The sequence below is a fragment of the Streptomyces silaceus genome (assembly GCF_001419745.1).
GTDB lineage: Bacteria > Actinomycetota > Actinomycetes > Streptomycetales > Streptomycetaceae > Streptomyces > Streptomyces silaceus.
In genome coordinates this window covers 11880-24183 of the sequence record NZ_LIRJ01000190.1, presented here as the reverse complement: position 1 = coordinate 24183, position 12304 = coordinate 11880, and the positions used below count along the sequence as shown (strand labels likewise).

Below are 12304 nucleotides of genomic sequence, written 5' to 3'. Positions count from 1 at the left end.
TTGCAAAGCTCTTGGCAAGAACAAGAACCGGCAAGGACGAAAAGGGGAGGCAGTCATGTCTGTTCAGCACGAGGGGTCCCGTCCGGTCGACCGGCGCGTCCACGTCCAGGGCAGCCCGGTCGACAGCTTTCCGACGCTGCCGCCCGAGGCGGAACGGGGCTCGGTCCGCAGGATCACCGTGGTGGGCGAGGACGTGCTGAGCCGCTCCTGCCGGGAGGTGACCGAGTTCGGCACCGCGGAGCTCTCGTCGCTGATCGACGACATGTTCCTGACCATGTACGTGGCCGACGGCGCCGGCCTCGCCGCCAACCAGGTCGGCGTCGACCTGCGCCTGTTCGTCTACGACTGCCCGGACGAGCAGGGCATCCGGCACGTCGGCCACATCGCCAACCCCGTTCTGGAGCTGCCCGACCCGGCCGACCGGCGGCTCCTGGACGACTTCGAGGGCTGCCTGTCCGTCCCCGGCGCCACCATGGAGGTGCCCCGCACCGACCGTGCCGTCGTCCGCGGCTCCGACAGGGACGGCAACTCCGTCGTCATCGAGGGAACGGGCTACTTCGCCCGCTGCCTGCAACACGAGTTCGACCACCTCGTCGGTCACACGTACCTCGACCGACTCTCCAAGCGGGACCGCAAGGACGCCCTGCGGCAGATGGACAGCCGCCGGGACGACGTCTTCGCCCAGCGCGAGAGAAAGGCGGCCGAGCTGGCCGGGTGAACCGCCGGATCATGGCAGGGTGAACCGTGCGGGGTCTCGCGATCGGCAGCGCGCTTCTCCCTGGTTCACCAGGCCGCCCCGACGGACAGGACACCCGGGCAGTACGCCGGCCGTACGCCCTACTCCGGCGCCTGGAAGCCGCCGATCTCCTGCTCGAGCAGTTCGGCCAGCCGAAGCGGGGTGCGGTCCTCGAACATCGGGCCGATGAGCTGCACTCCCACCGGCAGGCCCTCGGGGGATCGGCCCGTGGGGATGGCGGTGGCGGGCAGGCCGGGCATGGTGGCCACACCGGCCCAGACGAGCTGGTCGAAGTACGGGTACTCGACGCCGTCGATGTCGATCCGCCGTTCTCGTGGATCGGGGTTGTGGTCGTGCGGGAACGCGGGAGTGGGCGTAATGGGACACACCACGGCGTCGAACTCGGCGAAGAGCTGCCGCCAGCCGTGGCGGTGGAGCTCGCGACGGTTGTTCGCCTCGATCCAGTCGCGGTGGCTGCACACCATGCCGCGCAGCAGCGCCGCATCGAGACTCTGGTCGTCCGCGCTCAGTCCGGCGGCGCGCGCCCGCACCTGCTCGTACTCCTCGACGGGAAAACGCGCGACGGAACTCGAGAACAGCAACTGCCGGTAGAGCATGGCGGCTTCGGCCAGATCGGGCAGCAGCGGACTGTGCCGTTCGACATGGGCGCCGCCGTCGGCAAGCGCGTCGGCCACGCGCCGCACACCCGCCCGCACGGCGGATCCGGTCGGAATGAACGGATGCTCGTCGAGGACCAGGACCCGGAAGTCGCCGAGCCGCTCATGGCGCGCGGGCGGCAGCGTCAACTCGTACGCCACACCGTGCGTCAGCTCGTCCGGTCCGGCCATGACGTCGAGCAGGAGCCTGAGGTCGCGGGCGCTGCGTGCCATCGGACCGACGACGGCGAGGTCGGGTTCGGCCGGCAACGCCGGCCCGGGCGGCGGGACCATCCCGCGGGTCGCTGCCAGTCCGAGCGTCGGCTTGTGCGCGTAGACGCCGCAGAAATGTGCGGGGGTGCGCAACGAACCCGCGATGTCGGAGCCGATGGACAGCGCACCGAATCCGGACGCCAGGGCCGCCGCTGATCCGCCGGAGGATCCACCCGACGTGCGGCTGTGATCCCACGGGTTATTGGTGGTCCCGTAGATCTCGTTGAAGCTCTGTATGTCCTGCAGCCCCAAGGGCACATTGGTCTTGCCGAGCACCACCGCCCCCGCGGCCTTGAGCCGCGACACCTGCACCGCGTCCTCGGCCGGCATGAAGTCCCGATGTGCCGGCATGCCCCAAGTCGTGGGCATGCCGACGACGTCGTAGGACTCCTTGACCGTTACCGGAATACCGAGCAGTGGCCTGTCCTCGCCGTCGGCGCGCGCCTGGTCGGCGCGGCGCGCGGCGGCCCGCGCACGGTCGAAGTCCGGCACACAGATGGCGTTGATCGCCTTGTCGTCCCGCTCGATACGGGCGATCGCCTCGTCGGTCAGCTCTGCCGAGGTCACGTCACCGGCACGCAGGGCAGCCGTCATCTTCTCGGCCGTCAGAAAGATCCGCTCCATGAATCGGACCGTACTGACCCCTGGACGAGGGCAGGAAATGCCTTTGTGCACAACCGGTTGGATGTCCCCGTTCTCATGAGGATCCGGCTCTTCGGATCCTCATGATGCGGCTCTCCGGCCACAGGGAATTCCGGGGACCCGCACACCGCCGGATCAGGTCTGCGCCATGTCCACGAAGCGCGAGTAGTGGCCCTGGAAGGCGACGGTGATCGTCGCCGTCGGGCCGTTACGGTGCTTGCCCACGATGATGTCCGCCTCGCCCGCGCGGGGCGACTCCTTCTCGTACGCGTCCTCGCGGTGCAGCAGGATCACCATGTCCGCGTCCTGCTCGATCGAGCCGGACTCACGCAGGTCGGAGACCATGGGCTTCTTGTCCGTACGCTGCTCGGGGCCACGGTTCAGCTGCGACAGCGCGATCACCGGCAGCTCCAGCTCCTTGGCCAGGAGCTTGAGGTTTCGCGACATGTCCGAGACTTCCTGCTGGCGGCTCTCGGACCGCTTGCCGCCCGACTGCATCAGCTGCAGATAGTCGATGACGACGAGCTTGAGGTCGTTGCGCTGCTTGAGGCGGCGGCACTTGGCGCGGATCTCCATCATCGACAGGTTCGGTGAGTCGTCGATGTAGAGCGGGGCGGCCGAGACGTCCGGCATGCGCCGGGCGAGCCGGGTCCAGTCCTCGTCGGTCATCGTGCCGGAGCGCATGTGGTGCAGCGCCACCCGCGCCTCGGCGGAGAGCAGACGCATCGCGATCTCGTTGCGCCCCATTTCGAGCGAGAAGATCACGCTCGGCATGTTGTGCTTGATCGAGCAGGCGCGCGCGAAGTCGAGGGCCAGCGTCGACTTACCCATGGCGGGACGGGCCGCGATGATGATCATCTGGCCCGGGTGCAGACCGTTGGTGAGCTGGTCGAGGTCGGTGAAGCCGGTCGGCACACCGGTCATCTCCCCCGACCGCGAGCCGATCGCCTCGATCTCGTCGAGGGCGCCCTCCATGATGTCGCCGAGCGGCAGATAGTCCTCGGCGGTGCGCTGCTCGGTGACCGCGTAGATCTCGGCCTGGGCGCTGTTGACGATCTCGTCGACGTCGCCGTCGGCCGCGTATCCCATCTGCGTGATGCGGGTGCCGGCCTCGACGAGACGGCGCAGCACCGCGCGCTCGTGGACGATCTCCGCGTAGTACTCGGCGTTCGCCGCGGTCGGGACCGTCTGGACCAGGGTGTGCAGATACGATGCGCCGCCGACCTTGGTGATCTCGCCGCGCTTGGTGAGCTCGGCCGCCACGGTGATCGGGTCGGCCGGCTCGCCCTTCGCGTACAGGTCGAGGATCGAGGCGTAGATCGTCTCATGCGCGGGGCGGTAGAAGTCGTGGCCCTTGAGGACCTCCACGACATCGGCGATGGCGTCCTTGGACAGCAGCATGCCGCCGAGCACCGACTGCTCCGCGTCGAGATCCTGCGGGGGAACGCGCTCGAAGGACGAACCTCCGCCGTCCCAGCCGCCCTCGCGGCCGCGCTCGTGCTGCTCGTCGCGGCCGCCCCGGCCGCCGTCGCGGCGCGGGCGGGAGACGGGCAGACGATCACTGGGACCGCTGTCGGCCCAGGGGTCGTCCAAAGGCTCGGAGATACTCACCGGGCCACCTCCTCCCGTCCGCCGAGCGGACCTCGCCGTGCCCCTCTTTCCTACGGCACGACACTGACAAATAAGGGGGCCCAACTCCGGTTCTGACGCGTCGGTTTTGCTGGGTTTCCGAGGTCGTACGACGAGGCGGGCGCCGGACCACGGTAGGCCTGTGGGCACCGTCAGCCAATCTGGTTATCCACAGGCGGTGTGGATGAAGGGCCCGATGCTGTGGAGAACCCCGCCAAACCTGTGCACGGCCCGGTGGACAGCCCTGTGAACAAGCCCTCAGGTGATCGGAGAAACCATGCCTGACCTGCAACTTTCCCGTCCACCGGCTGTGCAGAAGAAAAACTTTCCCAGTCGGACCAAGATCGGCGCAAACGGCGCGCCGCGGAGCGTCCGACGAGAGCTCCGGTAAGGGTCCAAAGAACATTGCATCTCTTACCTGTGGAAGATTAGATTGGTGCCCATGACACAGGCTCCCGCGGCGCCCAAGGCCGCCCGACGAAGACACGACCGAGAGATCATCGCGCTCGCCGTCCCCGCTTTCGGCGCACTCGTCGCCGAGCCCCTCTTCGTCATGGCCGACAGCGCCATCGTCGGCCACCTCGGCACCGCCCAACTGGCCGGCCTCGGCGTCGCCTCGGCCCTCCTCACCACCGCGGTGAGCGTCTTCGTCTTCCTCGCCTACGCCACCACGGCGGCCGTCGCCCGGCGGGTGGGCGCCGACGATCTCCAGGCCGCCATCCGCCAGGGCATGGACGGCATCTGGCTCGCCCTGCTGCTCGGCGCCGCTGTCATCGCCGTCGTCCTGCCCACCGCGCCCGCGCTCGTGGAGCTCTTCGGCGCCTCGGACACCGCGGCCCCCTACGCCGTCACGTATCTGCGGATCTCCTCCCTCGGCATCCCCGCCATGCTCGTGGTGCTCGCCGCCACCGGCGTACTGCGCGGCCTCCAGGACACCAGGACCCCGCTGTACGTCGCGATCGGCGGCTTCGTCGCCAACGGCGTCCTCAACGTCGGCCTGGTCTACGGCGCGGACCTCGGCATCGCCGGCTCCGCCTGGGGCACCGTCATCGCCCAGTGCGGCATGGCCGCCGTGTACCTCTTCGTCGTCGTACGCGGTGCCCGACGCCACGGTGCCTCGCTGCGTCCCGATGCCGCCGGGATCCGGGCCTCCGCCCAGGCGGGAGTGCCCCTGCTGGTCCGCACGCTCTCGCTGCGGGCCATCCTGATGATCGCGACCGCCGTCGCCGCCCGCCTCGGCGACGCCGACGTGGCCGCCCACCAGATCATCCTGTCCCTGTGGAGCCTGCTGGCCTTCGCCCTGGACGCCATCGCCATCGCCGGGCAGGCGATCATCGGACGCTATCTGGGCGCCGACGATCCCGACGGCGCACGCGCCGTCTGCCGACGGATGGTGCAGTGGGGCATCGCCTCGGGCGTCGTCCTCGGTCTCCTGGTCGTCCTCGCCCGGCCGCTGTTCATCCCGCTCTTCACGAGTGATGCCACCGTGCAGGACGCGGCGCTGCCCGCCCTCGTGGTGGTGGCACTCGCCCAGCCGGTCTGCGGCGTCGTCTTCGTCCTCGACGGCGTCCTGATGGGCGCGGGCGACGGGCCGTACCTCGCCTGGGCCATGCTCGTCACCCTGGCGATCTTCACCCCGGTCGCCCTGCTCGTGCCGAGCCTCGGCGGAGGCCTGACGGCCGTGTGGGGAGCGATGACGCTGATGATGGCGGTCCGGATGGTGACCCTGTGGCTGCGCTCCCGCTCCGGCCGCTGGATCGTCACGGGCGCCACGCGTTGACCGTCCGCTGTTTCACGTGAAACAGCGTGAAACGGCTGTCGAAGCAGCAGCTGCAACGGACCCGCGGCAGAGACCGCGGAAGTTTCCACGAGGAAGGGGCCGCACCCCGTGGGTGCGGCCCCTTCACTCAGTCCTGCCAAGCGCAGTGCTTAGGCGGAGACAACCTCGACGTTGACCTTGGCGGCAACCTCGGGGTGCAGACGCACGGACGTCGCGTGGGCGCCCAGGGTCTTGATCGGCGCACCCAGCTCGACGCGGCGCTTGTCGATCTTCGGGCCACCGGCAGCCTCGATCGCCGAAGCGACGTCGGCCGGGGTGACGGAACCGAAGAGACGACCGGCGTCGCCGGAGCGGACGGCCAGGCGGACCTTGACGGCCTCGAGCTGGGCCTTGATCTCGTTGGCCTGCTCGATCGTCGCGATCTCGTGGATCTTGCGAGCACGACGGATCTGCTCGACGTCCTTCTCGCCACCCTTGGTCCAGCGGATCGCGAAGTTCCGCGGGATCAGGTAGTTGCGGGCGTAGCCGTCCTTGACGTCTACGACCTCGCCGGCGGCGCCGAGGCCGGAGACCTCGTGGGTGAGGATGATCTTCATTAGTCGGTCACCCTTCCCTTATCGCGCGGTGGACGTGTAGGGCAGCAGCGCCATCTCACGGCTGTTCTTCACGGCCGTGGCGACGTCACGCTGGTGCTGGGTGCAGTTGCCGGTCACGCGGCGGGCACGGATCTTGCCGCGGTCGGAAATGAACTTCCGCAGCATGTTCGTGTCCTTGTAGTCCACGTACGTGACCTTGTCCTTGCAGAACGCGCAGACCTTCTTCTTAGGCTTGCGCACAGGCGGCTTCGCCATGGTGTTTCTCCTGTGTGATCAAGAAGTGTGGGTACGGCCCCACCCCTGGCCCGCGGGCCACAAAGCCCTGAGGGCTTAGAAGGGGGGCTCGTCCGAGTAGCCGCCACCGGAGCCGCCGGAGCTTCCGCCCCAGCCGCCACCGCCGCCGCCCTGCTGGCCGCCGCCGGCGGGCGCACCGGTCGCCCAGGGGTCGTCGGCGGGAGCACCGCCGCCACCCTGCTGCTGACCGCCGCCGGAGCCACCGCCCCAGCCGCCGCCCTGCTGGCCGCCGCCACCGCCGCCGCCGTAACCGCCCTGGCCACCGCGACCGGTGGTCTTGGTGACCTTGGCCGTGGCGTTCTTCAGGCTGGCGCCGACTTCCTCGACGTCCAGCTCGTAGACCGTGCGCTTGATGCCCTCACGGTCCTCGTAGGACCGCTGCTTCAGCCGGCCCTGCACGATGACGCGCATGCCTCGCTGGAGCGACTCCGCGACGTTCTCCGCCGCCTGACGCCAGACCGAGCAGGTCAGGAACAGGCTCTCGCCGTCCTTCCACTCGTTCGTCTGACGGTCGAAGGTGCGGGGGGTGGACGCGACACGGAACTTCGCGACCGCCGCACCGGAGGGGGTGAAGCGCAGCTCGGGGTCGTCGACAAGATTGCCGACGACCGTGATGACGGTCTCGCCTGCCATGGGGGAACCTCTCGGCGGGTTTGCTGCTGGCTGCTTGTTGCTGCTACTCGATTCCCGGGTGCTGCTGAGCTAGAGAGCTCAGTGCATCTCGGGACGGAGGACCTTGGTCCGGAGGACCGACTCGTTCAGGTTCATCTGGCGGTCGAGCTCCTTGACGACCGCAGGCTCGGCCTGCAGGTCGATGACCGAGTAGATGCCCTCGGGCTTCTTCTTGATCTCGTACGAGAGACGACGACGGCCCCAGGTGTCGACCTTCTCGACCTTTCCGTTGCCCTCACGGACGACGGAGAGGAAGTTCTCGATCAGCGGGGAGACAGCGCGCTCCTCGAGATCGGGGTCGAGGATGACCATCACCTCGTAGTGACGCATGTGGAACCCACCTCCTTTGGACTCAGCGGCCACGGTCGTTCCGTGGCAGGAGGGTCGTGATGCGTACGCAACGGTATCGGCCGCCACTGACAATCGGCTCCCGCGAGCGGGGGCTCTTGCTGTGGCCTGGGCAGACACCGGTGCAGACGGTACAGAGTACCCGCACCGAGGCTTCCGGTTGAAATCCGACGGCGGGCGGGCAGAATCTGTACACATCGGGTGTGTATGGCGCTACGATCCGCCGCCTTCCGTAGGAGGTGCCTCACATGGCACAGGCAATGCGACCGAACACCGCCACTTCTCTCTTCGCCACGGACGGCAAACCTCATCCGCTCCAGGACACGCTGGTCGGCGTGACCCTGGTGCTCGGTGCGATCGCCTTCGTGACGGCGATGTTCCACAACCTCCATCTGATCAGCTCGTGGACGGGCCTCGTCGGCATCGTCACAGGGGCATACGGCCAGTTCATCTCCGTGACGACCCGCGAGCGCTTCGGGCTGATCCTGGGGCTCGGCGCCTCCGCGGTCGGCTTCTTCCTCGGCATGGCACACGGCGGGCTCTTCGGCGGAGTCGTCGGCTGAGTCACCGGGGCTGACGGCCTCACGGCACCCCGGCCGCGCGGTCGGCCGGGGGCCCTGGCCCCATACGCCCAGACGGGTCGCTCGCAGGGCGCAGTAGGCTTCGGCGCGAGAGCCGGAGCCCCTGTACCCATGGGGACACACCAGCCCGAGGAGCGCCCCGAATGAGTCTGACCCTGAGGACCATCAGTCGCGAGCAGCATCTGGCATATATCCAGACCCTGCCGTCGGCGAGTCATTGCCAGGTCCCGGCATGGGCTGACGTGAAGAGCGAATGGCGCTCGGAGAACCTGGGCTGGTTCGACGACAGGACCGGCGAGCTGGTCGGTGTGGGCCTGGTGCTCTACCGGCAGCTGCCCAAGCTGAAGCGGTATCTCGCGTACCTCCCCGAGGGTCCGGTCATCAACTGGTATGCCCCGAACCTGGACGAGTGGCTGCAGCCGATGCTCGCGCATCTGAAGCAGCAGGGCGCCTTCTCCGTGAAAATGGGTCCGCCGGTCGTGATCCGCCGCTGGGACGCTCCGGCGATCAAGGCAGGCATCCAGAACCCCGATGTGAAGCGCCTGCGGGACACCGAGGCGACGTACATCGAGCCGCGTGCCTTCGAGGTCTCCGACCGGCTGCGTCGCATGGGCTGGCAGCAGGGCGAGGACGGCGGCGCCGGCTTCGGCGACGTGCAGCCCCGCTTCGTCTTCCAGGTGCCGCTGGCCAACCGCTCGCTCGACGAGGTCCAGAAGGGCTTCAACCAGCTGTGGCGCCGCAACATCAAGAAGGCCGAGAAGGCCGGCGTCGAGGTCGTCCAGGGCGGTTACCAGGACCTCGCCGAGTGGCAGCGCCTGTACGAGATCACGGCCGTGCGCGACAAGTTCCGCCCGCGCCCGCTCGGCTACTTCCAGCAGATGTGGCAGGCCCTCAACTCCGAGGACCCCAACCGCATGCGGCTGTACTTCGCCCGGCACAACGGCGTGAACCTGTCGGCCGCGACGATGCTGGTCGTCGGCGGGCACGTCTGGTACTCCTACGGCGCGTCGGACAACATCGGGCGCGAGGTCAGGCCCTCGAACGCGATGCAGTGGCGCATGCTGCGCGACGCGTACGCCATGGGGGCCACCGTCTATGACCTGCGCGGCATCTCCGATTCGCTGGACGAGACCGACCACCTCTTCGGTCTGATCCAGTTCAAGGTCGGCACCGGTGGCGAGGCCGCCGAGTACATCGGCGAGTGGGACTTCCCGCTCAACAAGCTGCTGCACAAGGCGCTCGACATCTACATGTCGCGCCGCTGATCCCGCACAATTTCCTTCCATAACTCTGATACACCGCAGACACGAGAAAGGTTCCGGGATCCAGCCATGGCGCTCACGCTCTATGTCGACACCGCGCGCTGGCGGGCACACCAGAAGCACATGCTGGAGCAGTTCCCGGGCATCGTCCCGGTCTGCAAGGGCAACGGCTACGGCTTCGGTCATGAGCGCCTGGCCGAGGAAGCCACGCGTTTCGGCTCCGACATCCTCGCCGTGGGCACCACCTACGAAGCCGCGCGGATCAAGGACTGGTTCGGCGGCGACCTGCTGGTCCTGACCCCGTTCCGGCGGGGCGAGGAGCCGGTGCCGCTGCCCGACCGCGTCATCCGCTCCGTGTCGTCGCTCGACGGCGTGCACGGCCTGGTGGGCGCCCGTGTCGTCATCGAGGTCATGTCCTCGATGAAGCGCCACGGCATCAGCGAGCAGGAGCTCCCGCAGCTGCACCAGGCCATCGAGGACGTGCGCCTCGAAGGCTTCGCGATCCACCTGCCGCTGGACCGCACCGACGGCTCGGACGCCGTCGAGGAGGTCATCGGCTGGATGGACCGCCTGCGCGCGGCCCGCCTGCCCCTGCACACGATGTTCGTCAGCCACCTCAAGGCCGCCGAACTCGCCCGCCTGCAGCAGCAGTTCCCGCAGACGCGCTTCCGCGCGCGCATCGGCACGAACCTGTGGCTGGGCGACCACGAGGCCACCGAGTACCGCGGCGCCGTCCTCGACGTCACCGCCGTCGCGAAGGGCGACCGCTTCGGCTACCGCCAGCAGAAGGCCGCCTCCGACGGCTGGCTGGTCGTGGTCGCCGGCGGCACCTCGCACGGCGTCGGCCTGGAGGCCCCGAAGGCGCTGCACGGCATGATGCCGCGCGCCAAGGGGGTCGCCCGCGCCGGTCTCGCGACCGTCAACCGCAACCTCTCGCCGTTCGTCTGGGCGGGCAAGCAGCGCTGGTTCGCCGAGCCGCCGCACATGCAGGTCTCCATCCTCTTCGTGCCCTCCGACGCCCAGGAGCCGAAGGTCGGCGAGGAGCTCGTGGCCCACCTGCGGCACACCACCACGCAGTTCGACCGGCTCGTCGACCGCTGAGGTAGCCGAGCCCTTTTGGGCACTGACCGCGTCAGCACGCGGAAGGGCCGGTACGACACACGTCGTACCGGCCCTTCTTCATGAGCCGCGCGCCCGCACCGGCGCCGCCTCCTGTTCACTCAGGGTGAAACCCCAGGAGCCTCGGCGCGGCCGTCGGGCACCGAGCCCCACTTCACCGAAGGAACCTCGCTGGAGCGCGCCTCGCCCTGTGCCGGGTAGCCCGCGACCCCCAGGACGAACACGTCCTCCGCACCGTCCAGAACGCCCCCTGAGGGGTCGTCGTCGCCGGATCTGCGCACCACGTCCCGCTCTGGCATCAGGATGTCGCGCACGACCACGGCGCACAGGTACAGCGTCCCCAACAGATGCACGACGATGGCCAGTTGGTAGCCCTCGGTCGGCAGCCCCTTGTGGGCGTCTCCGCTCGTCGTGTACGCCAGGTACAGCCAGATCCCGAGGAAGTACGCGACCTCGCACGCCTGCCAGATCAGGAAGTCCCGCCAGCGCGGCCTCGCGAGCGCGGCGAGGGGGATCAGCCACAGGACGTACTGCGGCGAGTACACCTTGTTGGTGAGGATGAAGGCGGCGACCACCAGGAAGGCGAGCTGCGCGAAGCGCGGGCGGCGCGGCGCGGTCAGCCCGAGCGCGCCTATGCCCAGGCAGGCGAGCAGCATCAGGGCCGCGGCCAGCGTGTTGACCGTGTCGGTGGTCAGCGGCGAGTCCATGCGCTGGGAGAGGATCAGCCAGAAGGACCCGAAGTCGACGCCGCGCTCCTGGCTGAACGTGTAGAACTTCGACCAGCCGTCGCTCGCGAGCAGCATCACCGGAAGGTTGACCACCAGCCAGGCGGTCACCGTGCCGAGCAGAGCGGTCCCGTACTCCCGCCATCGGCCGGCGCGCCAGCACAGGATCAGCAGCGGCCCGAGCAGCAGCGCGGGGTAGAGCTTGGCGGCCGTCGCCAGCCCGAGAAGCACGCCGAAGGCCAGAGGCCGCGAGCGGGCCCACATGAGCATCGCGGCGGCCGTGAGAGCGACGGCGAGCAGGTCCCAGTTGATCGTGGCCGTCAGCGCGAAGGCGGGCGCCAGAGCGACGAGCAGAGCGTCCCAGGGACGGCGCCGATGGGTGCGCGCGACGCAGACGGCGATGGCCGCCGTACAGGCCATCAGTATCCCTGCGTTGACCATCCAGTAGATCTTCTCTTGGTGCTGGATGGAGCCGCCGCCGGGCGTCACCCAGGAGGCCGCCTCCATGAACACCCCGGTGAGGACCGGATATTCGAGGTACTCCATGTCGCCGGGCAGCCTGTCGAAGTACGGCACGAGCCCGTCGGCGAAGCCACGCCCCTGGTAGAGGTGCGGGATGTCGGAGTAGCACGCGTGCGTGTACTGCGAGCTGGCCCCGAAGAACCACGCGCCGTTGTAGCAGGGCATCTTCTGGACCATGCCGAGCGCGAACATCCCGAGTGCAACGAGCACGATGACGCGGACGGGAGTCCACCAGGTCGCCGCGTAGAGCACTCTTCGGCCGACGGGTCCGCCGATCAGTTCGCTGCCGGACCGGGCGACCTCGTCCTCCTTCGTGGGCCGTACCGGCTCCGGCTCCTGCGGGCTCACAGGCTCGTGCACGCTCGTGTGCGGCGTCTGTGCGCTGTGGTCTGCGCTGCGGTCTGCACTGGGCATGCCCGCCATCCTGCCGTACGCGACTGAGAACACGGAGAGGGCCGCCGCACCCGTC

At 68.8% G+C, this 12304-nt stretch carries 12 protein-coding genes; 5 read left to right on the top strand and 7 right to left on the bottom strand.

Annotated features, from left to right (window positions below; genetic code table 11):
* Nucleotides 1–55: 55 nt before the first annotated feature.
* Nucleotides 56–718, top strand: a complete 663-nt coding sequence (def, locus tag AOK22_RS18785; protein WP_055699827.1) for a peptide deformylase — start codon at nt 56–58, stop codon at nt 716–718.
* A gap of 119 nt (nt 719–837) precedes the next feature.
* Here def and AOK22_RS18780 read toward each other — a convergent pair whose 3' ends face one another.
* Together AOK22_RS18780 and dnaB are read right to left on the bottom strand one after the other, a co-directional pair.
* On the bottom strand, nt 838–2289 hold the full coding sequence (locus AOK22_RS18780; RefSeq protein WP_055699826.1) for an amidase: 1452 nt from the start codon (nt 2287–2289) through the stop codon (nt 838–840).
* Nucleotides 2290–2442: 153 nt separating this feature from the next.
* The gene (gene dnaB / locus AOK22_RS18775) at nt 2443–3918 is read right to left on the bottom strand and encodes a replicative DNA helicase (RefSeq protein WP_055699825.1); all 1476 of its coding nucleotides are present in this window, start codon (nt 3916–3918) and stop codon (nt 2443–2445) included.
* 460 nt (nt 3919–4378) lie between these two features.
* Here dnaB and AOK22_RS18770 point away from each other — a divergent pair, with 460 nt between their 5' ends.
* Entirely contained in the window at nt 4379–5716 is a 1338-nt protein-coding gene (locus AOK22_RS18770) for an MATE family efflux transporter (RefSeq protein ID WP_055699824.1), read from the top strand.
* Between the two features lie 149 nt (nt 5717–5865).
* Here the strand turns inward: AOK22_RS18770 and rplI are convergent, their stop codons facing one another.
* The 4 genes from rplI to rpsF form a co-directional block, all read right to left on the bottom strand.
* A complete protein-coding gene (rplI, locus tag AOK22_RS18765; RefSeq protein ID WP_055699823.1) occupies nt 5866–6312 on the bottom strand; it encodes a 50S ribosomal protein L9 in 447 nt (148 codons plus the stop codon).
* 18 nt (nt 6313–6330) lie between these two features.
* On the bottom strand, nt 6331–6567 hold the full coding sequence (rpsR, locus tag AOK22_RS18760) for a 30S ribosomal protein S18 (RefSeq protein WP_003949403.1): 237 nt from the start codon (nt 6565–6567) through the stop codon (nt 6331–6333).
* A 75-nt stretch (nt 6568–6642) separates the two neighbouring features.
* Nucleotides 6643–7239: a single-stranded DNA-binding protein gene (locus tag AOK22_RS18755; protein ID WP_055699822.1), complete on the bottom strand. Its 597-nt coding sequence runs from the start codon at nt 7237–7239 to the stop codon at nt 6643–6645.
* A gap of 78 nt (nt 7240–7317) precedes the next feature.
* Entirely contained in the window at nt 7318–7608 is a 291-nt protein-coding gene (gene rpsF / locus AOK22_RS18750) for a 30S ribosomal protein S6 (RefSeq protein ID WP_016644628.1), read from the bottom strand.
* A 266-nt stretch (nt 7609–7874) separates the two neighbouring features.
* Between rpsF and AOK22_RS18745 the strand changes: the two genes are divergently transcribed.
* The 3 genes from AOK22_RS18745 (at nt 7875) to AOK22_RS18735 (ending at nt 10570) form a co-directional block, all read left to right on the top strand.
* Complete coding sequence (locus tag AOK22_RS18745) at nt 7875–8189, top strand: hypothetical protein (protein WP_055699821.1); 315 nt, start codon at nt 7875–7877, stop codon at nt 8187–8189.
* 161 nt (nt 8190–8350) lie between these two features.
* Nucleotides 8351–9472 carry a lipid II:glycine glycyltransferase FemX gene (locus tag AOK22_RS18740; RefSeq protein WP_055699820.1) on the top strand — a complete coding sequence of 374 codons (1122 nt, stop codon included), beginning with the start codon at nt 8351–8353 and terminating at the stop codon, nt 9470–9472.
* Nucleotides 9473–9538: 66 nt separating this feature from the next.
* Nucleotides 9539–10570, top strand: coding sequence for an alanine racemase (locus AOK22_RS18735; protein ID WP_055699819.1), 1032 nt, complete (start codon nt 9539–9541; stop codon nt 10568–10570).
* A gap of 119 nt (nt 10571–10689) precedes the next feature.
* Here AOK22_RS18735 and AOK22_RS18730 read toward each other — a convergent pair whose 3' ends face one another.
* Nucleotides 10690–12258 carry a glycosyltransferase family 87 protein gene (locus tag AOK22_RS18730; RefSeq protein ID WP_055699860.1) on the bottom strand — a complete coding sequence of 523 codons (1569 nt, stop codon included), beginning with the start codon at nt 12256–12258 and terminating at the stop codon, nt 10690–10692.
* Nucleotides 12259–12304: the final 46 nt, after the last annotated feature.

What these genes read in the sequence shown, in the direction of transcription:
- def (WP_055699827.1), top strand. Translation starts at nt 56, where the DNA reads ATGTCTGTTCAGCACGAGGGGTCCCGTCCGGTCGACCGGCGCGTCCAC.
- AOK22_RS18780 (WP_055699826.1), bottom strand. Translation starts at nt 2,289, where the DNA reads ATGGAGCGGATCTTTCTGACGGCCGAGAAGATGACGGCTGCCCTGCGT.
- AOK22_RS18770 (WP_055699824.1), top strand. Translation starts at nt 4,379, where the DNA reads ATGACACAGGCTCCCGCGGCGCCCAAGGCCGCCCGACGAAGACACGAC.
- rplI (WP_055699823.1), bottom strand. Translation starts at nt 6,312, where the DNA reads ATGAAGATCATCCTCACCCACGAGGTCTCCGGCCTCGGCGCCGCCGGC.
- rpsR (WP_003949403.1), bottom strand. Translation starts at nt 6,567, where the DNA reads ATGGCGAAGCCGCCTGTGCGCAAGCCTAAGAAGAAGGTCTGCGCGTTC.
- AOK22_RS18755 (WP_055699822.1), bottom strand. Translation starts at nt 7,239, where the DNA reads ATGGCAGGCGAGACCGTCATCACGGTCGTCGGCAATCTTGTCGACGAC.
- rpsF (WP_016644628.1), bottom strand. Translation starts at nt 7,608, where the DNA reads ATGCGTCACTACGAGGTGATGGTCATCCTCGACCCCGATCTCGAGGAG.
- AOK22_RS18745 (WP_055699821.1), top strand. Translation starts at nt 7,875, where the DNA reads ATGGCACAGGCAATGCGACCGAACACCGCCACTTCTCTCTTCGCCACG.
- AOK22_RS18740 (WP_055699820.1), top strand. Translation starts at nt 8,351, where the DNA reads ATGAGTCTGACCCTGAGGACCATCAGTCGCGAGCAGCATCTGGCATAT.
- AOK22_RS18735 (WP_055699819.1), top strand. Translation starts at nt 9,539, where the DNA reads ATGGCGCTCACGCTCTATGTCGACACCGCGCGCTGGCGGGCACACCAG.
- AOK22_RS18730 (WP_055699860.1), bottom strand. Translation starts at nt 12,258, where the DNA reads ATGGCGGGCATGCCCAGTGCAGACCGCAGCGCAGACCACAGCGCACAG.